A 21,017-nucleotide genomic window follows, 5' to 3' on the forward strand; every position below is an offset into this window, starting at 1 on the left:
AGTCAGATTCCTTGCTCGCTGAGCCACAGGTTGAGGGCTGCCAGTTGCCAGAGCTTCGAGCCGCGCAGCGGGGTCAGCTGGCCATGCGGGTCGCTGAGCAGGCGGTCGAGCATCGCCGGGTTGAACAGCCCGCGATCCTGGCTCGGGTCCAGCAGCAGGTCGCGTACCCAGTCCAGGGTCGCGCCTTGCAGGTGCTTGAGGCCGGGCACCGGGAAATAGCCTTTCTTGCGGTCGATCACCTCGCTGGGAATTACCAGGCGGGCCGCTTCCTTGAGCACCTGCTTGCCGCCGTCCGGCAGCTTGAAACGCGCCGGGATGCGTGCCGACAGCTCCACCAGGCGGTAGTCGAGGAACGGCGTGCGGGCTTCCAGGCCCCAGGCCATGGTCATGTTGTCGACCCGCTTCACCGGGTCGTCCACCAGCATCACCGTGCTGTCCAGGCGCAGGGCCTTGTCCACCGCGTCGCGGGCGCCGTGCTCGGCGAAGTGCTGGCGGACGAAGTCGCCGGCGGCGTCGTGCTCCAGCAGCCAGGGCAGTTGCACGGTGTCGCGGTACTCGGCATGGCTGCGGTCGAAGAACGCCGCGCGGTAGGCCGCCACCGGGTCGGCGGCGCCGTCCACCTGCGGGTACCAGTGGTAGCCGGCGAACAGCTCGTCGGCACCCTGGCCGCTCTGTACCACCTTGCAATGCTTGGCCACTTCCCGCGACAGCAGGTAGAAGGCGATGCAGTCGTGGCTGACCATCGGCTCGCTCATGGCGCGGAATGCTGCCGGCAGCTGGGTGATGATCTCGCGCTCGTCGATGCGCAACTGGTGGTGGCGGGTGCCGTAGTGCCTGGCGATCAGGTCGGAGTACTGGAACTCGTCGCCGCGTTCGCCGCCGGCATCCTCGAAGCCGATGGAGAAGGTCGACAGGTCGTCGACGCCGACTTCCCGCAGCAGGCCGACCAGCAGGCTGGAGTCGACGCCGCCGGACAGCAGCACGCCGACGTCCACGGCCGCGCGCTGGCGGATGGCCACGGCCTGGCGGGTGCTGTCGAGGACGCGGTCGCGCCAGTCTTCCAGGGTCAGGTCCTGCTCATCGGTGTGAGGGCCGTAGTGCAGGCTCCACCATTGCTGCTGCTCGGCGCGGCCCTGGGCGTCGATGCGCATCCAGGTGGCCGGCGGCAGCTTCTCGATGTTGGCCAGCAGGGTGCGTGGCGCGGGCACCACGGCGTGGAAATTAAGGTAGTGGTTGAGCGCCACCGGATCGAGTACCGGGTCGATATCGCCGCCTTGCAGCAGGGCGGGCAGGGTCGAGGCGAAGCGCAGGCGCTCGTTGGTGCGCGACAGGTACAACGGCTTGACGCCGAGACGGTCGCGGGCGAGGAACAGTTGCTGCTTGTCACGCTCCCAGATGGCCAGGGCGAACATGCCGTTGAGGCGCGGCAGCAGTTGCTCGCCCCAGGCGTGATAGCCCTTGAGCAGGACTTCGGTGTCGCCCATGGAATGGAAGGTATAGCCGAGGTCTTTCAGCTCGCGGCGCAGTTCCGGGTAGTTGTAGATGGCGCCATTGAAGGCCAGGGCCAGGCCCAGCTGGTTGTCGACCATGGGCTGCGCCGAGGCGTCGGACAGGTCCATGATCTTCAGGCGACGATGGCCGAGGGCGATCGGGCCCTGGCTGAAAAAGCCCCAGGCATCGGGGCCGCGAGGGGCCAGGTGGTGGGTGATCCTCTCGACCGCGGCGAGATCCGCCGGGCGCGATGGGGTGGCTACAGGGGTGAAACGAAACTCTCCAGCTAATCCGCACATAGGTCCTTACCGGTTTTGCCGTTGGGGAAGGTGCCCGAACAGGGGGCACTCAGGAACTGACCGGTGGGGATTGCTGGAGTTTTAGATCGATATGGAATAAGCCAGGAAAGGCGTTCAGATCATGAAGGTTCTACGCGGACCCTGTGGGAGCGGGTTCACCCGCGATTGCGATGGTGGATTCACTGACGTCATCGCGGCGGTCCGGCGTTCCGGTGAACCCGCTCCCACAGGGTCCGCGTTGTTCTCAGGCTTTGCCGCGCTTGAGCTCGCGCAACATGAAGCGATTGGGGTGACAGGCCTGGGCCATCTCCTGCGGTACCGGCAAGGCATCGCCATTGATCCAGGCCGCCACCAGTTCGCCGCACAACGGCGCGGTGATCAACCCGCGCGAGCCATGCCCGCTGTTGACGTACAGCCCGTCCAGCCACGGGCACGGCGCATTGGGCACCTGCCGCGCATTCCTGGCCAGCGCGGCATAGGTCTCGGCGAACAGCGCAGCATCCGCCACCGGCCCCACCAGCGGCAGGTAATCCGGGCTGGTACAGCGAAACGCCGCGCGACCTTGCAGGTGCTGTGGATCGAGGTGATCGACAGCCAGGCGCTCGGCCAGATCCGGGGAAATCTCCCGCAGCAGGTCGAGGTTGCTGCGGTGTTCCTCCACCGTCGGCTCCAGCCCGGTGGCATGGAAATCGAAACTGGCGCCAAGGGTGTGTTCGCCATGCCGTGGCGGCGCCACGTAGCCGTCGGCACAGACCACGGTCTGCAAGGCCTGGCTCGCCGCTGTTACAGGCAGGCGGGTGATCTGCCCGCGGATACGCTTGAGCGGCAACCCCGCGCAGCCTTCGAAGCGGCGGATCTCAGCGGCGCCAGCCAGCACGACGACGGGCGCTGCGGCCAGCACCCGCTCGCCGTCGAGGGCCTGCCACTGGCCATCGATCCGGCGCAGTTGCAGCACTTCATGGTGGCTGAGCAGGCGCACATTCGCCTGGCCCGCCTGCCATCGGCACAGCGCCGGCGGATGCACCCAGCCGCCCTCCGGATAGAACAGCCCGCCGCTGGGCAGGGTCACCCCGGCCACGGTTTCGGCCTGCTGGCGATCTAGGCGCTGTACCAGTTCCTTGCTGAAGGCCCCGGCCAGCTGGGCCTGGCGCTGGTCTTCCTTGGCGTCGAAGGCCAGTTGCAGCACCCCGCAATCGTCCCAGTCGCTGCCCCGCTGCAGGCGCTGGAGCAGGCGCCGGGTGTGGCCGAAACCGCTGACGATCAGGCGCGACAGCACAGTTCCGTGGGCCGATAGCTTGAGGTACAGCACGCCCTGCGGGTTACCCGAGGCTTCCTCGGCGACGTGTTCGTGACGTTCCAGCAGGGTGACTTGCCAGCCACGGGCGGCCAGGCTGGCGGCACTGGTGCAACCGGCCAGGCCTGCACCGATCACCAGGGCATGGCGCGGGCCTTCGACGGGGGCTGGGCGTCGATACCACGGCTCGGTGAGCGGCAGTGGCGGCTGTTCGGCGGGCCAGCCCTCGAAGCGACCGCGCAGCACCTCCCATTTCTTGCCGATGCCCGGGATGCGCTTCATCTTGAAGCCCACCGCGATCAGCGCGCGGCGTACCCAGCCGGTGCTGGTGAAGGTGCCGAGGGTGGTGTGCGCTGTCGACAGGCGCCCGAGCTGGGCGAACAGCTCCGGGGTCCACATGTCCGGATTCTTCGCCGGGGCGAAGCCGTCGAGGAACCAGGCGTCGATATGGCCGTCGAGTGTCTCGAACTGTTCGCGGGCATCGCCGATCATCAGGGTCAGGCTGACCCGGCCGTCGTCGAAGAGAAAGTGCTGGTAGCCCTCGTGCACCGCCACGTACTGCTCAAGCAGGGCCTTGCCCTGGGCGGCCAGTTCGGGCCACAGGGCCAGGGCGCGGGTCAGGTCGGCGCGGGTCAGGGGAAACTTCTCGGCGCTGATGAAATGCAGGCGCGTGCCCGGCGCTGCGCAGGCGTTGAACAACTGCCAGGCGCAGAGGAAATTCAGCCCGGTGCCGAAGCCGGTCTCACCGATCACCAGGCACGCGCCCGGGGCCAGCGCGCTGAAGCGCTGGCGCAGGTCGTTCTGCTCGATGAACACATGGGCGGTTTCCTCCAGGCTCTGGTCCTTGGAGAAATAGATGTCGTCGTACTGCCGCGAATAAGGGCGGCCCAGTTCGTCCCAGTCGATCTGGGCATGGCGTGGGGCAGGGGTGTCGGTCATGGAGGGGCTCGGCAACAGCGGATCGCACATTCTAGCCGATCGCCGCAGCGCCGTTTGATCTGGCGCAAGCCGGACAAAACCAATGGCAATCCGCTAGTCTTGCTTATCCAAGAAGGGAGCCTGGTATGTTCGAATCCGCTGAAATCGGTCACTCGATCGACAAAGAAACCTACGAAGCTGAAGTGCCCGCCCTGCGCGAGGCGCTGCTTGAAGCCCAGTTCGAACTCAAGCAGCAGGCGCGCTTCCCGGTGATCGTGCTGATCAACGGCATCGAGGGCGCCGGCAAGGGCGAGACCGTCAAGCTGCTGAACGAATGGATGGACCCACGGCTGATCGAAGTGCGCACCTTCGACCAGCAGAGCGACGAGGAACTCGCCCATCCGCCGGCCTGGCGCTACTGGCGGGCATTGCCGGCCAAGGGGCGCATGGGTGTGTTCTTCGGCAACTGGTACAGCCAGATGCTCCAGGGGCGGGTCCACGGCCATTTCAAGGATGCGGTGCTGGACCAGGCCATCAGCGGCGCCGAGCGCCTGGAGCAGATGCTCTGCGACGAAGGCGCGCTGATCTTCAAGTTCTGGTTCCACCTGTCCAAGAAACAGATGAAGACCCGCCTCAAGGCCCTGAAGAAAGATCCGGTGCACCGCTGGCGTATCAGCCCGCTGGACTGGGAGCAGTCGGAGACCTACGACCGCTTCGTGCGCTTCGGCGAGCGGGTGCTGCGCCGCACCAGCCGCGACTATGCACCCTGGCATGTGATCGAGGGCGTCGACCCGTACTACCGCAGCCTGGCGGTGGGCAAGATCCTTCTCGAAGGCCTGCAGAACGCCCTCAAGGCCAAGAGCATCAAGGCGCCGACGCCGATCGCGCCGCTGGGCGAAAGCATCGACCAGCTCAGCCTGCTGCAGGCCCTCGACCTCAGTGTCCACCTGGACAAGCACGACTACGAGAAGCAACTGGTCAGCGAGCAGGCGCGCCTGGCCGGCCTGCTGCGCGACAAGCGCATGAAGCACCACGCGCTGGTGGCGGTGTTCGAAGGCAACGACGCCGCGGGCAAGGGCGGGGCGATCCGTCGCGTGGCGGCGGCGCTCGACCCGCGCCAGTACCGCATCGTGCCGATCGCCGCGCCGACCGAGGAAGAGCGGGCCCAGCCGTACCTGTGGCGGTTCTGGCGGCATATTCCGGAGCGCGGCAAGTTCACCGTGTTCGACCGTTCCTGGTATGGCCGGGTGCTGGTGGAGCGGGTCGAGGGCTTCTGCACGCCGGCCGACTGGATGCGCGCCTACGGCGAGATCAACGATTTCGAGGAACAGCTGAGCAATGCCGGGGTGGTGGTGGTCAAGTTCTGGCTGGCGATCGACCAGCAGACCCAGCTGGAGCGTTTCCAGGAGCGCGAGGAGATTCCGTTCAAGCGCTTCAAGATCACCGAGGAAGACTGGCGCAACCGCGACAAGTGGGATGCCTATGCCCAGGCGGTGGGCGACATGGTCGACCGCACCAGCACCGAGATCTCGCCGTGGACCCTGGTGGAGGCCAATGACAAGCGCTGGGCGCGGGTGAAGGTCTTGCGCACCATCAACGACGCGCTGGAGGCGGCGTTCCGCAAGCACAAGAAATAATCCCCGGACGACGCGGTCGGTGCACACCGACCGCGTCGTTTCAGGCTTCGATACACAGCTCCATGTCCTCCCCAGACCAGCACAGTTATTTCCCCAACTGTCACTGTGTAATCCCGCTGTTGCTCCCTAGGGTCTGTACGAAATGTATTCGAGCGAAGGCCAGGCAAGGCAAAAACAGGCGAGGAAGCGGAGTTTACTGGTGTAAATGAGCATTCCGAGCCTGTTTTTAACGCAGCATGGGCGAGCTCGGATGCATTTCGTACAGAGCCTAGACTCATGCCATCCACCACCCCGGGAATATCGAGGCCATCATGCATACCACCTCCGGACGCTGGGCGTACGGGTTGTTCCTCGCGCTGTCCACCGCCGTGCTCTGGGGCATCCTGCCGGTCAAGCTGAAGCAGGTGCTGCAGGTCATGGACCCGGTCACCGTCACCTGGTATCGCCTGCTGGTCTCCGGCGGCCTGCTGTTCGCCTGGCTGGCGGCAAGCCGCCGCTTGCCGTCCTTCACCGTGCTGGGCCGGCGCGGCAAGGGGCTGGTGGCGCTGTGCATCCTCGGCCTGACGGGCAACTACGTGCTCTACCTGGTCGGCCTCAAGCTGGTCAGCCCCGGCACCGCGCAACTGGTGGTGCAGATCGGCCCGGTGCTGTTGCTGGTGGGCAGCGTGCTGGTGTTCAAGGAGCGCTTCAGCCTGACCCAGGGCTTTGGCCTGGCCTTGCTGCTGGTGGGTTTCGGGTTGTTCTTCAACCAGCGCCTGGAAGAATTGCTCACCTCGCTGGGGGCCTACACCACCGGCGTGCTGGTGATTCTCCTGGCGTCGACGGTGTGGGTGTTCTACGCCCTCGGCCAGAAGCAGCTGCTGACGGTGTGGAACTCGATGCAGGTGATGATGGTGATCTACCTGTCCTGCGCCTTGCTGCTGACACCCTGGGCGCATCCGCTGGAAGTGCTGCAATTGAGCGCGCTGCAAGGCTGGCTGCTGTTCGCCTGCTGCCTGAACACCCTGGTGGCCTATGGCGCCTTCGCCGAGGCGCTGGCGCACTGGGAGGCCTCGCGGGTCAGCGCGACCCTGGCCATCACCCCGCTGGTGACTTTCGTCACCGTGGCGCTGGCCGCCTGGCTGTGGCCGGACTTCGTCAGCGCCGAGCAGATCAACCACCTGGGCTATATCGGTGCCTTGGTGGTGGTCTCGGGATCGGCGCTGACCGCCCTGGGCCCATCCCTTAGTGCCGGCTGGAAGGCCAGGCGCGCACGCCTGGCCGGTTGATTCAGCCCTTGCCACCCGCTTCGAGCATCTGCTCGGGGCGTACCCACTGGTCGAACTGGGCGTCGGTCAGGTAGCCGAGGGTCAGCGCCGCCTCGCGCAGGGTGGTGCCTTCGGTGTAGGCCTTCTTGGCGATTTCCGCCGCCTTGTCGTAGCCGATATGCGGGTTCAACGCGGTCACCAGCATCAGCCCGCGTTCCAGGTGCGCGGCCATCTGTTGCGGGTCCGGCTCGATGCCGGCGACGCAATGCTGCTGGAAGTTGCGGCAGCCGTCGGCAAGCAGTTCGATGGACTGCAGCAGGTTGTGGATGATCACCGGCTTGAACACGTTCAACTGCAAGTGCCCCTGGCTCGCCGCGAAGCTGATCGCGGTGTCGTTGCCCAGCACCTGGCAGGCCAGCATCGACAACGCCTCGCACTGAGTCGGGTTGACCTTGCCGGGCATGATCGAGCTACCCGGCTCGTTGGCCGGCAGGCGCACCTCGGCCAGGCCCGCGCGCGGCCCGGAGCCGAGCAGGCGCAGGTCGTTGGCGATCTTCATCACGGCCACGGCGAGGGTCTTCAGGCCACCGGCGAGGCTGGTCAGCGGTTCATGCCCGGCCAGGGCGGCGAACTTGTTCGGGGCGGTGACGAACGGCAGCCCCGACAACGCTGCCAGCTCCGCGGCAATCGCCTCGGCGAAGCCGTGGGGGGCGTTCAGCCCCGTGCCCACCGCCGTGCCGCCCTGGGCCAGCTCGCACACGGCGGGCAGCGAGGCGCGGATGGCGCGCTGGGCGTAGTCGAGCTGGGCGACCCAGGCCGAGACTTCCTGGCCGAAGGTGATCGGCGTGGCATCCATCAGGTGCGTGCGCCCGGTCTTGACCAGGTGCAGATGCCGCGCCGACAGCTCGGCCAGCCCCGAGGACAGCTCGGCGATGGCTGGCAGCAACTGGGCGTGCACGGCCTGGGCGGCGGCGATGTGCATGGCGGTGGGGAAGCAGTCGTTGGAGCTTTGCGAACGGTTGACGTGGTCGTTGGGGTGTACCGGATCCTTGCCGCCGCGGCCCTTGCCGGCCAGTTCGTTGGCCCGCCCGGCGATCACCTCGTTGACGTTCATGTTGCTCTGGGTGCCGCTGCCGGTCTGCCAGACCACCAGCGGGAACTGGTCGTCGTGCTCGCCGGCGAGCACTTCGTCGGCGGCCTGTTCGATCAGCCGGGCGATATTCGCCGGCAGGTCGCCGTTGCGGTCGTTGACCCGCGCGGCGGCTTTCTTGATCAGCGCCAGGGCGTGCAGGACCGCCAGCGGCATGCGTTCCTTGCCGATGGCGAAGTTGATCAGCGAACGCTGCGTCTGAGCGCCCCAGTAGACCTGGTCCGGAACTTCGACCGGGCCGATGCTGTCAGTTTCGATGCGGCTCATGTGCTACCCACTCCTTATGCAAGATGCCAGGTTTGACCAGACAGTTTAGGCGCCGATTCGAAAGGTCGGTTCCATAGCCCGCTCGCCCTATTGAGCGCCTGTCGCCGTCGGCGCAGAATGCTCTACTCTGGAAACACTCACTTACTCTTTTAAGGAATTCCAATGACCCGTCTCCGCGCCCTTTGCACGGCTGTCGCCCTGGTTTGCGCAAGCGGCCAGGTGTTCGCCGCTGGTCCAAGCCACGATGCTGCGGCAGAGAAGTTTCTGACCCTGGCGCACGCCGACAAGCTCGGAACCCCGGTCTACATGCAGGTTCAGCAGATGTTCGCCCAGCGCTTCGAGCAGACCAAGGCGCCAGCCTCGAAGAAAGCCGTGCTCGACAGCTACCAGGCCAAGGCCAACGCCGCGCTGGACAACGCCATCGGCTGGAACAAGCTCAAGCCCGACATGATCAAGCTGTACACCAACACCTTCAGCGAGCAGGAGCTGAAAGACCTGGTGGCCTTCTACCAGTCGCCGCTGGGCAAGAAAGTCCTGGAGAAGATGCCGGTGGTCACCCAGCAATCCGCCCAGATGACCCAGCAGAAGCTGGAAAGCGCGGTGCCGGTGGTGAACAAGCTGCTGGCCGACATGACCAACGAACTCGACCCGAACGCCGGCAAGGCCGCCGCGCCGGCCAAGAAGCCGTAAGCGGAGTCGCCGATGTCGATGCAACAGAAGATCGAACAGAGCCTGGGCGCCCTGGCGCCCTCGCATCTGCAGGTACTGGACGAAAGCCATATGCACAGCCGCGGCGTGGAAACCCACTACAAGGCGGTGCTGGTCAGCGAACAGTTCGAAGGCCTGAACAGCGTCAAGCGCCACCAGAAGGTCTACGCCACCCTCGGCGACCTGATGGGCCAGTTCCATGCCCTGGCGCTGCACACCTACACCCCGCAGGAGTGGGAAAAGACCGGCATCGCGCCGGCGTCCCCGACCTGCGCCGGAGGCAGCAAGCACTGATTTCATCGTCAGGCTTTGCTAGAATCCGCACCCGCGCCGCTTGTCGGCGCGTTTTTATTTGTATTTCTGACCCGGTCCGCCCTTTGCGAGGGTGACCACTGGAGAGTTGCAAGCATGACCCAATCCATCGTCGTGGCGGCGCTGTACAAGTTCGTCACCCTCGAAGACTACGTAGAACTGCGCGAGCCGCTGCTGGCCTGCATGGAAGCCAACGGCGTCAAAGGCACCCTGCTGCTGGCCGAGGAAGGCATCAACGGCACCGTGTCCGCCAGCCGCGAAGGCATCGACGGCCTGCTGGCCTGGTTGCGCAACGACCCGCGCCTGGTGGATGTCGACCATAAAGAGTCGTACTGCGACGAGCAGCCGTTCTACCGCACCAAGGTCAAGCTGAAGAAAGAGATCGTAACCCTCGGCGTGCCGGGCGTGGACCCGAACAAGCAGGTCGGCACCTACGTCGAGCCGCAGGACTGGAACACCCTGATCAACGACCCGGAAGTGCTGCTGATCGACACCCGCAACGACTACGAGGTGGCCATCGGCACCTTCGAGGGCGCCATCGACCCGAAGACCACCTCCTTCCGCGAGTTCCCCGACTACATCAAGGCCCACTTCGACCCGACGCGGCACAAGAAGGTGGCCATGTTCTGCACCGGCGGCATCCGCTGCGAGAAAGCCTCCAGCTATATGCTCGGCGAGGGGTTCGAAGCCGTCTATCATCTTAAGGGCGGGATCCTGAAATACCTGGAAGAGGTGCCTCAGGAGCAGAGCAAGTGGCAGGGCGACTGCTTCGTCTTCGACAACCGGGTCACCGTGCGTCATGACCTCAGCGAAGGCGACTACGACCAGTGTCACGCCTGCCGCCATCCGGTGAGTGTCGAGGACCGGGCCTCGGAGCACTATTCGCCAGGCATCAGTTGCCCGCATTGCTGGGACAGCCTGAGCGAGAAGACCCGCCGCAGCGCCATCGACCGGCAGAAGCAGATCGAACTGGCCAAGGCCCGCAACCAGCCACACCCGATCGGATTCAACTACCGCAAAGCCGAGGTGTGATGCATGACCGCTCGCCTGCTCTACGTGATGGACCCCATGTGTTCCTGGTGCTGGGGGTTCGCGCCGGTGGCCGCGGCCCTGATCGCCCAGGCCCGGGAGGCGGGCGTCGACACCCGCCTGGTGGTGGGCGGCTTGCGTACCGGCAGCTCGGCGCTGGACGCCTCGACCCGACGCTACATCCTCGAACACTGGCAGGCGGTCAATGAGGCCACCGGCCAGCCGTTCCAGTTCGACGGTGCCATGCCCGACGGTTTCGTCTACGACACCGAGCCGGCCTGCCGTGCCCTGGTTACCGCGCGCAGCCTCGATGGCGACAAGGTCTGGAATTTGCTGGCGCTGATCCAGCAGGCTTTCTACCAGCGCGCCGAGGACGTCACCCTGGCGCCGACGCTGGTCAACCTCGCCGAGCAGGGCGGGTACGATCGCGCCGCTTTCGCCACAGCCTTCACCAGCCAAGAGCAGCGCAGCGCCACCGCCGCCGACTTCACCTGGGCCCAGGACCTGGGCATCGCCGGCTTCCCCACGCTGCTGGCCGAGCGCAACGGCCAACTGGCCCTGCTGACCAACGGCTACCAGCCGATGGAATCCCTCGAATCCCTGCTCGGCCGCTGGCTGGAGCGCGCCGCGTATGCTTGATCTGCCAGGCTCGCCGGACCCGGTTCCCGGGCCTGCGGCGGCGTCTGCCGATCGCTTGAGCTGGGCGGAGATCCGCCGCCTGGCGTTGCATCACAAGAAAGCCCTGTGGATCGCCAACGGCGTCGCCGTGCTGGCGGCGCTGTGCAGCGTGCCGATTCCCTTGCTCCTGCCGTTGCTGGTGGACGAGGTGTTGCTGGGGCACGGCGACACCGCGCTGAAATGGATGAACCAGTTCCTTCCCGGGCACTGGCAGGTGGCGGCCGGCTATATCGGCCTGATGCTCCTGGTGACCCTGGTGCTGCGCTGTTCGGCGCTGGCCTTCAACGTGGTCCAGGCGCGGCTGTTCGCCGGCCTGGCCAAGGACATCGTCTACCGCTTGCGCATCCGCCTGATCGAGCGCCTCAAGCGGATTTCCCTGAGCGAATACGAAAGCCTCGGCAGCGGCACCGTCACCACCCACCTGGTGACCGACCTGGACACCGTCGACAAGTTCGTCGGTGAAACCCTCAGCCGCTTCCTCGTGGCCATCCTGACCCTGACCGGCACCGCGGCGATCCTGATCTGGATGCACTGGCAACTGGCGCTGCTGATCCTGCTGTTCAACCCGCTGGTGATCTTTGCCACGGTGCAGTTGGGCAAGCGGGTCAAGCACCTGAAGAAGCTGGAGAACGACAGCACCTCGCGTTTCACCCAGGCGCTGGCGGAAACCCTCGATGCGATCCAGGAAGTCCGCGCTGGCAACCGCCAGGGCTATTTCCTCGGCCGCCTCGGCCTGAGGGCCCAGGAGGTACGCAACTATGCGGTCGCCTCGCAGTGGAAGAGCGACGCCAGCAACCGCGCCAGCGGCCTGCTGTTCCAGTTCGGCATCGATATTTTCCGCGCTGCGGCCATGCTCACCGTGCTGCTCTCCGACCTCAGCGTCGGGCAGATGCTCGCGGTGTTCAGCTACCTGTGGTTCATGATCGGCCCGGTGGAGCAGTTGCTGAACCTGCAATACGCCTACTACGGGGCCGGCGGCGCGCTGAGCCGGATCAACGAGCTGCTGGCGCGCGCCGACGAACCGCAGTACGCCGGTGGCGCCGATCCGTTCCAGGGCCAGGCCACCGTCGGCATCGAGGTGCGCGGGCTGCGCTTCGGCTATGGCGAGGAACCGGTGCTGGACCAGTTGAACCTGTCCATCGCCCCCGGGGAGAAGGTCGCCATCGTCGGCGCCAGCGGCGGCGGCAAGAGCACCCTGGTGCAACTGCTGCTCGGCCTGTACAGCGCCCAGGCCGGGAGCATCCGCTTCGGCGGCGCGACGCTCCAGGAAATCGGCCTGGAAACCCTGCGGGAAAACGTCGCGGTGGTGCTGCAACATCCCTCGCTGTTCAACGATACCGTGCGCGCCAACCTGACCATGGGCCGCGACTGCACGGACGAGGAGTGCTGGCAGGCCCTGGCCATCGCCCAGCTCGACGAGACCATCGCTGCCTTGCCGCAAGGCCTGGACAGCGTGGTCGGGCGTTCCGGCGTGCGCCTGTCCGGCGGCCAGCGCCAGCGCCTGGCGATCGCCCGGATGGTCCTGGCCAAGCCCAAGGTAGTGATCCTCGACGAGGCCACCTCGGCCCTCGACGCCGCGACCGAATACAACCTGCACCACGCCCTGGCGCGCTTCCTCAGTGCCCGCACCACGCTGATCATCGCCCACCGCCTGTCGGCGGTGAAGCAGGCCGATCGGGTGCTGGTGTTCGATGGTGGGCATGTCGCCGAGGATGGCGGGCACCAGCAACTGATCGCCGAAGGTGGTTTGTACGCAAAGTTGTATGGGCACTTGCAGCAGAGCTGATGCCACTATTGTGAGAAATCACTTATCCGCATGAAGGCAAATGGCCTAGTCTGTATCGGAACAGAGTGAGGTAGCTCACCGGTGCAGTTGCAAGGGACTTCATGAAGGGAAAACGGACGCTCGAAACGCCCAGGCTCCTGGGGATCATCTGGCCATTTATTGCCGTGGTGCTGTTTCAGGCGCTGCTCGGCGGCATGAGCCTGTACGCGATGTCGGCGATGCGCGCCTACGTGGGTGGGGAAAGCCTGTGGTCCAAGGGCCAGAAGGACGCGATCTACTACCTGAGCCTGTACGTCGACAACCGCGACGAAGAGAACTTTCGCAAGTACCGCGAGGCCATCGCCATCCCCGAGGGCAGCCATCGCCTGCGCCTGGCCCTCGACCTCGACCCGCCGGACCTGGAAGCCGCGCGCCAGGGCATTCTCGCCGGTGGCAATCACCCGGACGATGTCGCCAGCGTGATCTGGTTCTATCTCAATTTCCGCCATGTCAGTTACCTGCAGAAGGCCATCAGCCGCTGGCAGGTGGGCGACAGTTTCCTCCAGGAGCTGGCGACCCTGGCCGACGAGATCCATGCCGGTATCGCCGGCAACCGCGCCACGCCCCGCGACCTGGCCGAGTGGAAGCGCCGCATTGTCTCGATCAACGACAACGTGACTCCGGCCGCGCGGGCCTTCAGCGATGCCCTCGGCGAGGGCTCGCGGATGCTCCTGCGCCTGTTGCTGCTGACCAACCTGGCCACCGCGATCTTCCTTATCGCCCTGGCCTGGCTGCGTTCGAGCAAGCTGCTGGCCCAGCGCCAGGCCTTCGCCAGCGCCTTGCAGGTGGAAAAGGACCGGGCGCAGATCACCCTGGCTTCCATTGGCGACGGGGTGATCACCACCGATGTCGACGGCTGCATCGTCTACATGAACGCCGCCGCCGAACAGCTGACCCACTGGGATGCCCTGCACGCCCAGGGCCTGCCACTGGCGGCGCTGTTCAGCCTGCTCGACGACAACGCCGAGAAGGACAGCCTGACCCTCACCGAACACATCCTCAACGGCGCCCTGCGTGGAGGCACTGAGCATGTGCGGCTGATCCAGCGCCTGGATGGCAGCACTGTGTCGGTGGCGCTGGTCGGCGCGCCGATCATCACCGAAGGGCAGGTCAGCGGCACCGTGCTGGTGCTGCATGACATGACCCAGGAGCGCCAGTACATCGCCAACCTGTCCTGGCAGGCGACCCACGATGCCCTGACCGGCCTGTCCAACCGTCGCGAGTTCGAATACCGCCTGGAGCAGGCGCTGAATGGCCTGGCCCGGCAGCAGGGCCGACATTCGCTGATGTTCCTCGACCTCGACCAGTTCAAGCTGGTCAACGACACCAGTGGCCACGCCGCCGGCGACGAGCTTTTGCGGCATATCTGTGCGGTGTTGCAATCGGCACTGCGCGAGGGTGACGTGCTGGCCCGGCTGGGAGGCGACGAGTTCGGCGTGCTGTTGCTCGACTGCCCGCCGGAGCAGGCCGAGCGCATCGCCGAGAACCTGCGCCAGGAGGTGCAGAGCCTGCACTTCGTGTGGAAGGGGCGGCCGTTCGTGAACACGGTGAGTATCGGCCTGGTGCACCTTGACCAGGCGCCCGACTCACTGGAAGGTGCACTGCGCGCCGCCGACATGGCCTGCTACATGGCCAAGGAGAAGGGTCGCAACCGGGTGCAGCTGTACCAGGCCGACGACACTGAGCTGTCGGTGCGTTTCGGCGAGATGGCCTGGATCCAGCGCCTGCATATCGCCCTGGAAGAAAACCGCTTCTGCCTTTATGCCCAGGAGATCGCCGCCCTCGACCCCGAGGAACGGGGAGGCGGGCACCTGGAAATCCTCCTGCGCCTGCACGACGAAAGCGGGCGGATCATTCTTCCCGACAGCTTCATCCCCGCCGCCGAGCGCTTCGGCCTGATCACGGCCCTCGATCGCTGGGTGGTGCGCAGTGTCTTCGCGGTGATCCGCCAATGCCTGGACGAGGGTGCCGAGGGCCCGCTGGCGATGTGCTCGATCAACCTGTCGGGCAATAGCATCGGTGACGACAAGTTTCTCGACTACCTGCGCCGGCAGTTCAGCGAGCACGGTATTCCGCCTGAATTGATCTGTTTCGAAATAACCGAGACCAGCGCGATTGCCAATCTCGGGAGTGCCATTCGTTTTATCAACGAATTGAAAGGATTGGGTTGTAAGTTCTCCCTTGACGATTTCTGCGCCGGAATGTCGTCGTTCGCGTATCTGAAACATTTGCCTGTAGACTTCCTGAAGATCGACGGAAGTTTCGTCAAGGATATGCTCGACGACCCGATTAACCGGGCGATGGTCCAGGTGATCAACCATATTGGCCACGCGCACCATCGCCGAGTTTGTCGAGACGCCGTTGATCGAGCAGGCCTTGCAGGAGATCGGTGTCGACTACGCCCAGGGTTTCCTGATCGAGCGGCCCCAGGTCTTCTCCTGTGCCAGCCTTCAGCGTCAGCGCGACGCCGCCAGGCCATTGCTGTTCGGATCGCCGGGGACGCTTCGCTGACGCTCTTTCCAGATCACAAGGACAAGGAGCTGACAGTGATTGACGCATTTACCCGGACTGGTCCATTGATGGACGCCACCAGTTACCCCCTCTGGGCTCAACGCCTGATCCAGGAATGCAGCGCGAGCAAGCGCCGCGTCGTTGAGCACGAGTTCTACCAGCGCCTGCGCGACGGGCTGGTCAGCGGTCGCACCATGCACCAGTATTTGGTGGGTGGTTGGCCGGTGGTCGAGCAATTCTCCGTCTACATGGCGCAAAACCTCACCAAGACCCGCTACGCCCGTCACCCCGGCGAGGACATGGCGCGCCGTTGGCTGATGCGCAACATCCGCGTCGAACTCAACCATGCCGACTACTGGGTGCACTGGTGCGAAGCCCATGGCGTCAGCCTCGACGACCTGCAGGCACAGGACGTGCCGTCGGAATTGCAGGCATTGAGCGACTGGTGCTGGCACAGCTGCAGCCAGGACTCGCTGGTGGTGGCCATGGCGGCGACCAACTATGCGATCGAAGGGGCGGTGGGGGAATGGTCGGCGGTGGTCTGTTCCACCGACACCTACGCCCAGGGCTTCCCCGAGGAAGGCCGCAAGCGGGCGATGAAGTGGCTGAAGATGCACGCCCAGTACGACGATGCCCACCCGTGGGAGGCGCTGGAGATCATCTGCACCCTGGCCGGCAACAGTCCGGCCAAGGCCTTGCAGGCCGAGCTGAAGCGGGCGATCTGCAAGAGCTACGACTACATGTTCCTGTTCCTCGAACGCTGCATGCAGCTGGAACAGCAGGAGTCGCACCAGGGCTCGCGCCTGCGCGGCGCCCTGGCGCAGGGGCTTACTGGGCGTTGAATGCCTGACCGTTGACCCCGGTGCTGTCCGGGCCCATCAGGTAGAGGTAGACCGGCATGATGGCCTCGGGCAGCGGGTTGTCCTGCGGGTTTTCCGCAGGATACGCCTGGGCGCGCATGCTGGTGCGGGTGGCGCCCGGGTTGACGCTGTTGGCCCGCACCGGGGCAACGTCTTCCAGTTCGTCCGCCAGGGTCTGCATCAGGCCCTCGGTGGCGAACTTCGACACGCCGTAGGCACCCCAGTAGGCGCGGCCCTTGCGCCCGACGCTGCTGGAGGTGAACACCACCGAGGCGTCTTCCGACAGCTTGAGCAGCGGCAGCAGGGTCTGGGTCAGCATGAACATGGCGTTGACGTTGATGTGCATGACGCGCATGAAGTTGTCGCCGCTAAGCTGCTCCAGCGGCGTGCGCGGGCCGATGATCGAGGCGTTGTGCAGCAGGCCGTCGAGGCGGCCGAAGGCGTTTTCCACCATTACCGCCAGTTCGTCGTACTGGTGCGGCAGGGCGGTTTCCAGGTTGAACGGGATCACCACCGGTTGCGGATGGCCGGCGGCTTCGATCTCGTCATATACCGCGGTCAGGTTGGCTTCGGTCTTGCCCAGCAGCAGGACGGTGGCACCATGGGCGGCGAAGCTCCTGGCCGCCGCCGCGCCGATTCCGCGACCGGCGCCGGTGACCATGATGACCCGGCCCTTGAGCAGGTCGGGACGGGCGGAGTAATCGAACATGAGGATTGCCTCGAAAAGGAATTGGCTTCAAGCGCCAGCGGGCCGGCGCTGAGGCCGACCCGGCATGGCCAGTGGATGCGTGGTCAGCAGCCGCAGAGGGCGCTGTCGAGCACCTTGCGCAGCTCCAGCGGATGGTCGACCACGACGTCCGCACCCCAGTTGTTGGGGTTGTCCTCTGGATGAATATAGCCATAGCGCACCGCCGCCGTGCGGGTGCCGGCATCGCGGCCGGACTCGATGTCGCGCAGGTCGTCGCCGACGAACAGCACGCTGGCAGGGTCCAGGTCGAGAGTCTTGCAGGCGAGGATCAGCGGCTCGGGATCGGGCTTGCTGTTTTTCACGTGGTCCGGGCAGATCAGCAGCGAGGAACGCTCGGCCAGGCCCAGGCGCTGCATGATCGGCTCGGCGAAGCGCACCGGCTTGTTGGTGACCACGCCCCACAGCAGCTTGCCGCGCTCGATGTCCTGCAGCAGCTCTTCCATGCCGTCGAACAGCTTGCTATGCACCGCGCAGTCGCGCTGGTAGCGCTCGAGGAATTCCAGGCGCAGCGCTTCGAACTCAGGGGATTCGGGGTCCATCTCGAAGGTGGCCGCAACCATCGCCCGGGCGCCACCGGAGATCACGTCGCGCACGGCCTTGTCGGCGACCGGCGGCAGGCCGCGGTCGGCGCGCATGGCCTGGCAGATGGCGATGAAGTCCGGCGCCGTGTCGAGCAGGGTGCCGTCCATGTCGAAAAGTACTGCTCGCAAACGCATGTTCATTCCTCGCGCAGGGTCTGGATCATGTAGTTGACGTCAACGTCGGCGGCCAGCTTGTAGTGCTTGGTCAGCGGGTTGTAGGTCAGTCCGATGATGTCCTTGACGCTCAGGCCCGCCGCGCGGCTCCAGGCGCCGAGCTCGGAAGGGCGGATGAATTTCTTGAAGTCATGGGTGCCGCGGGGCAGCAGCTTCATGATGTATTCCGCACCGATGATGGCGAACAGGTAGGCCTTCGGGTTGCGGTTGATGGTGGAGAAGAACACCTGGCCGCCGGGCTTGACCATGCGGAAGCAGGCGCGGATCACCGAGGACGGGTCCGGGACGTGTTCGAGCATCTCCAGGCAGGTGACCACGTCGAACTGCTCGGGCATCTCCTCGGCCAGGGCTTCGGCGGTGATCTGCCGGTACTCGACGTTGACCCCGGATTCCAGCTGGTGCAACTGGGCCACCGCCAGCGGTGCCTCGCCCATGTCGATGCCGGTCACGGTGGCGCCGCGCAGGGCCATGGCCTCGCTGAGGATGCCGCCACCGCAGCCGACGTCGAGGACTTTCTTGCCGGCCAGCTTGACCCGCTCGTCGATCCAGTTGACCCGCAGCGGGTTGATGTCGTGCAGTGGCTTGAATTCGCTCTCGCGGTCCCACCAGCGATGGGCCAGGGCCTCGAACTTGGCGATTTCGGCGTGGTCGACGTTGCTCATTGAACAATCCTCTGAAGCTGTGAAAATTCGGTGCGGCAGCACGGCTGCCGGCAGGTCATTCGGTGTGTCCGGCAATACGCTGGCCCCAGGCCACGGCGGCGGCATGCACGGCCTGCTCGTCGAGGCGGGTCAGGCGACGCTCGTCCAGCAGGGCCTTGCCGGCGACCCAGACATGCTTCACGCAGTCGCGGCCGCTGGCGTAGATCAATTGCGACACCGGATCGTAGATCGGTTGCTGGGCCAGGCCGCTGAGGTCGAAGGCGACCAGGTCGGCGGCCTTGCCGATTTCCAGCGAGCCGGTGATGTCTTCCAGGCCCAGGGCCCGCGCGCCGTTCAGGGTGGCCATGCGCAGCGCGCGGTGGGCGTCCAGGGCGCTGGCCGAGCCGGCCACGGCTTTCGCCAGCAGGGCGGCGGTGCGGGTTTCGCCGAGCAGGTCCAGGTCGTTGTTGCTGGCGGCGCCATCGGTGCCCACGGCGACGTTGACCCCGGCCTGCCACAGACGCTCTACCGGGCAGAAGCCGCTGGCCAGCTTGAGATTGGATTCGGGGCAGTGCACCACGCTGGTGTTGCTTTCTACCAGCAAGGCCAGGTCGTCATCGCTGACCTGGGTCATGTGCACCGCTTGCAGGCGCGGGCCGAGCAGGCCGATGCGGGCCAGGCGCTGCAGCGGGCGCTCGCCGTGCTGGTCGAGGGCGTCGCGGACTTCCCCGGCCGTCTCGTGGACATGCATGTGCACTGGCGCGTCCAGCTCGTCGGCCACCACCCGCACCTTCTCCAGGTTCTCATCGTTGACCGTGTAGGGCGCGTGGGGGCCGAGGGCGACGCTGATGCGGGGGTGATGGCGCAGGTCGCCGAACAGCTCGACGGCCACATGCAGGCCCTCGTCGAAGCTGCGTGCGCCGGGAATCGGGAAATCCAGCAGGGGCACGGAGATCTGCGCGCGGATGCCGCTATCGTGCACGCATTCGCTGGCGATCTTCGGGTAAAAATACATGTCGCTGAAACAGGTGATGCCGCCCTTGACCTGCTCGGCGATGGCCAGGTTGGTGCCGTCGCGGACGAAGTCCTCGTCGACCCAGCGACCTTCCGCGGGCCAGATGTGCTCCTGCAGCCAGGTCATCAGCGGCAGGTCGTCGGCCATGCCGCGGAACAGGGTCATCGCGGCATGGCCGTGGGCGTTGATCAGTCCCGGCGCGAGCAGGCAGCCCGGCAGTTCGCGGACCTCGCTGGCGGCGAAACGCGCGGCTTCGCTGCGTGGGCCGATGAAGGCGATCCGCCCGTCGTGGATCCCCAGGGCATGCTCCTTGAACACTACGCCGGCCGGTTCGACGGGCACCAGCCAGGTCGGCAGGAGCAGCAGGTCGAGAGGGGCGGGGTGCTTGGGCATGGACAAGGAATTCCCTGGGTCATGGGGTGGTGGCGAAGTATACCCGAGCGTCCGCGCTTGGGGCTCGTTATAATCGCCGGTTTTTGATGTCCGAATGACGGGGTGGGGCAATGCGCGATCGACTTCTGGCTGCAGAGAAAGTGAGAGCCATCGATTGGCGTGATGGCACTCTTTACTTGCTCGACCAGCGCGCGTTGCCGCTCAAGGAAACCTGGCTGGCTTACCGCGATGCCGCCGGTGTCGCCGAGGCGATCCGCTCCATGGTGGTGCGCGGGGCCCCGGCCATCGGCATCAGCGCCGCCTACGGGCTGCTGCTGGGGGTGCGTCAGCGCCTGGGCGAAGGTGGTGACTGGCGCGCGGCGCTGGAGGCCGATTTCAGCGTGCTGAGCGAGGCGCGGCCGACCGGGGTCAACCTGTCCTGGGCACTGAATCGCATGCGCGAGCGCTTGCAACGGCTGCGCGAGGGCGACGATCCGTCGCAGGTGATGGAAGCCGAGGCCCTGGCGATCCATGACAGCGACCGTGAGGCCAACCTGAACATGGCCCAGTTGGGCATGGAACTGATCCGCAAGTACCAGGGCAGCGAGCAGACCGTGCTCACCCACTGCAACACCGGCGCCCTGGCTACCGGTGGCTTCGGTACTGCGTTGGGAGTCATCCGTGGCGCCTGGCTCGACGGCATGATCGAGCATGTCTACGTCGATGAGACCCGGCCGTGGCTGCAAGGAACCCGGTTGACCGCCTGGGAGCTCGGCAACGAGGGCATTCCGGTGAGTGTCAACGCCGATTCGGCCGCCGCGCACCTGATGAAGACCAAGGGCATCACCTGGGTCATCGTTGGTGCCGACCGCATCACCGCCAACGGCGACGTGGCGAACAAGATCGGCACCTACCAGCTGGCGGTCAACGCCATGCACCACGGCGTGCGCTTCATGGTGGTGGCACCGAGCTCGACCATCGACATGAGCCTGGCCAGTGGCGACGAGATCGTCCTGGAGGAGCGCGACGGCAATGAGTTGCTGGAAGTTGCCGGGACCCGGGTGGCGCCGAGTGGGGTGTCGGCCTGCAATCCGGTGTTCGACGTGACGCCGGCGGACCTTATCGACGTGATCGTGACCGAGAAAGGCATCGTCGAGCGGCCGGACACCGCCAAGCTGGCGCAGTTGATGTGCCGCAAGCGCCTGCATTGAACCGTTCCGTGACGGGCCTCCCGGGCCCGTTTTCCCGCGCGCCAGGCGG

At 65.7% G+C, this 21,017-nt stretch carries 15 protein-coding genes and 2 pseudogenes; 10 read left to right on the forward strand and 7 right to left on the reverse strand.

Translation table 11 applies throughout. The features are described from left to right. Positions 1 to 2: 2 nt before the first annotated feature. The gene (locus tag V0R59_RS12480; RefSeq protein WP_330077372.1) at positions 3 to 1,790 is read right to left on the reverse strand and encodes an N-acetylglutaminylglutamine amidotransferase; all 1,788 of its coding nucleotides are present in this window, start codon (positions 1,788 to 1,790) and stop codon (positions 3 to 5) included. A 244-nt stretch (positions 1,791 to 2,034) separates the two neighbouring features. Continuing rightward, a complete protein-coding gene (gene mnmC / locus V0R59_RS12485) occupies positions 2,035 to 4,023 on the reverse strand; it encodes a bifunctional tRNA (5-methylaminomethyl-2-thiouridine)(34)-methyltransferase MnmD/FAD-dependent 5-carboxymethylaminomethyl-2-thiouridine(34) oxidoreductase MnmC (RefSeq protein WP_330077373.1) in 1,989 nt (662 codons plus the stop codon). 125 nt (positions 4,024 to 4,148) lie between these two features. On the opposite strand from mnmC, the gene pap reads away from it, so the two are divergent. Together pap and V0R59_RS12495 are read left to right on the forward strand one after the other, a co-directional pair. Beyond that, positions 4,149 to 5,639 carry a polyphosphate:AMP phosphotransferase gene (pap, locus tag V0R59_RS12490; RefSeq protein WP_330077374.1) on the forward strand — a complete coding sequence of 497 codons (1,491 nt, stop codon included), beginning with the start codon at positions 4,149 to 4,151 and terminating at the stop codon, positions 5,637 to 5,639. Positions 5,640 to 5,950: 311 nt separating this feature from the next. Further along, a complete protein-coding gene (locus V0R59_RS12495; RefSeq protein ID WP_330077375.1) occupies positions 5,951 to 6,907 on the forward strand; it encodes a DMT family transporter in 957 nt (318 codons plus the stop codon). Between the two features lies 1 nt (position 6,908). On the opposite strand, the gene V0R59_RS12500 is transcribed toward V0R59_RS12495, so the two are convergent. Continuing rightward, positions 6,909 to 8,303, reverse strand: coding sequence for a class II fumarate hydratase (locus V0R59_RS12500; RefSeq protein WP_330077376.1), 1,395 nt, complete (start codon positions 8,301 to 8,303; stop codon positions 6,909 to 6,911). A 162-nt stretch (positions 8,304 to 8,465) separates the two neighbouring features. Between V0R59_RS12500 and V0R59_RS12505 the strand changes: the two genes are divergently transcribed. The 7 genes and pseudogenes from V0R59_RS12505 to V0R59_RS12535 form a co-directional block, all read left to right on the forward strand. After that, positions 8,466 to 8,993, forward strand: coding sequence for a DUF2059 domain-containing protein (locus tag V0R59_RS12505; protein ID WP_330077377.1), 528 nt, complete (start codon positions 8,466 to 8,468; stop codon positions 8,991 to 8,993). A 12-nt stretch (positions 8,994 to 9,005) separates the two neighbouring features. After that, a complete protein-coding gene (locus V0R59_RS12510) occupies positions 9,006 to 9,305 on the forward strand; it encodes a BolA family protein (RefSeq protein WP_330077378.1) in 300 nt (99 codons plus the stop codon). A gap of 114 nt (positions 9,306 to 9,419) precedes the next feature. Then, complete coding sequence (gene trhO / locus V0R59_RS12515; protein ID WP_330077379.1) at positions 9,420 to 10,355, forward strand: oxygen-dependent tRNA uridine(34) hydroxylase TrhO; 936 nt, start codon at positions 9,420 to 9,422, stop codon at positions 10,353 to 10,355. A gap of 3 nt (positions 10,356 to 10,358) precedes the next feature. Beyond that, positions 10,359 to 10,991, forward strand: a complete 633-nt coding sequence (locus V0R59_RS12520) for a DsbA family protein (protein WP_330077380.1) — start codon at positions 10,359 to 10,361, stop codon at positions 10,989 to 10,991. Next, a complete protein-coding gene (locus V0R59_RS12525; RefSeq protein ID WP_330077381.1) occupies positions 10,984 to 12,816 on the forward strand; it encodes an ABC transporter ATP-binding protein in 1,833 nt (610 codons plus the stop codon). Before V0R59_RS12520 ends, V0R59_RS12525 begins: the two co-directional genes overlap by 8 nt. Positions 12,817 to 12,917: 101 nt before the next feature. Then, positions 12,918 to 15,366 (forward strand): annotated as a pseudogene (locus tag V0R59_RS12530) (EAL domain-containing protein). 146 nt (positions 15,367 to 15,512) lie between these two features. Continuing rightward, positions 15,513 to 16,208, forward strand: a pseudogene (locus V0R59_RS12535) (TenA family transcriptional regulator); the annotation flags it as partial. Here V0R59_RS12535 and V0R59_RS12540 read toward each other — a convergent pair. From V0R59_RS12540 to V0R59_RS12555, 4 genes are all read right to left on the reverse strand, one after another. Continuing rightward, complete coding sequence (locus tag V0R59_RS12540) at positions 16,195 to 16,935, reverse strand: YciK family oxidoreductase (RefSeq protein WP_330077382.1); 741 nt, start codon at positions 16,933 to 16,935, stop codon at positions 16,195 to 16,197. The pseudogene V0R59_RS12535 and the gene V0R59_RS12540 sit on opposite strands and share 14 nt — an antisense overlap. 83 nt (positions 16,936 to 17,018) lie before the next feature. Further along, positions 17,019 to 17,690 (reverse strand): N-acetylmuramic acid 6-phosphate phosphatase MupP, encoded by a 672-nt coding sequence (gene mupP, locus V0R59_RS12545; protein ID WP_330077383.1) that lies wholly within the window; start codon positions 17,688 to 17,690, stop codon positions 17,019 to 17,021. A gap of 2 nt (positions 17,691 to 17,692) precedes the next feature. Then, positions 17,693 to 18,391 (reverse strand): bifunctional 2-polyprenyl-6-hydroxyphenol methylase/3-demethylubiquinol 3-O-methyltransferase UbiG, encoded by a 699-nt coding sequence (gene ubiG, locus V0R59_RS12550; protein WP_042122517.1) that lies wholly within the window; start codon positions 18,389 to 18,391, stop codon positions 17,693 to 17,695. A 55-nt stretch (positions 18,392 to 18,446) separates the two neighbouring features. Continuing rightward, complete coding sequence (locus V0R59_RS12555) at positions 18,447 to 19,778, reverse strand: TRZ/ATZ family hydrolase (RefSeq protein WP_330077384.1); 1,332 nt, start codon at positions 19,776 to 19,778, stop codon at positions 18,447 to 18,449. A gap of 110 nt (positions 19,779 to 19,888) precedes the next feature. On the opposite strand from V0R59_RS12555, the gene mtnA reads away from it, so the two are divergent. Continuing rightward, positions 19,889 to 20,968 (forward strand): S-methyl-5-thioribose-1-phosphate isomerase, encoded by a 1,080-nt coding sequence (gene mtnA, locus V0R59_RS12560; protein ID WP_330077385.1) that lies wholly within the window; start codon positions 19,889 to 19,891, stop codon positions 20,966 to 20,968. The last annotated feature ends 49 nt before the right edge of the window (positions 20,969 to 21,017 follow it).

Source organism: Pseudomonas ulcerans, assembly GCF_036324125.1.
Lineage (GTDB): Bacteria > Pseudomonadota > Gammaproteobacteria > Pseudomonadales > Pseudomonadaceae > Aquipseudomonas > Aquipseudomonas ulcerans.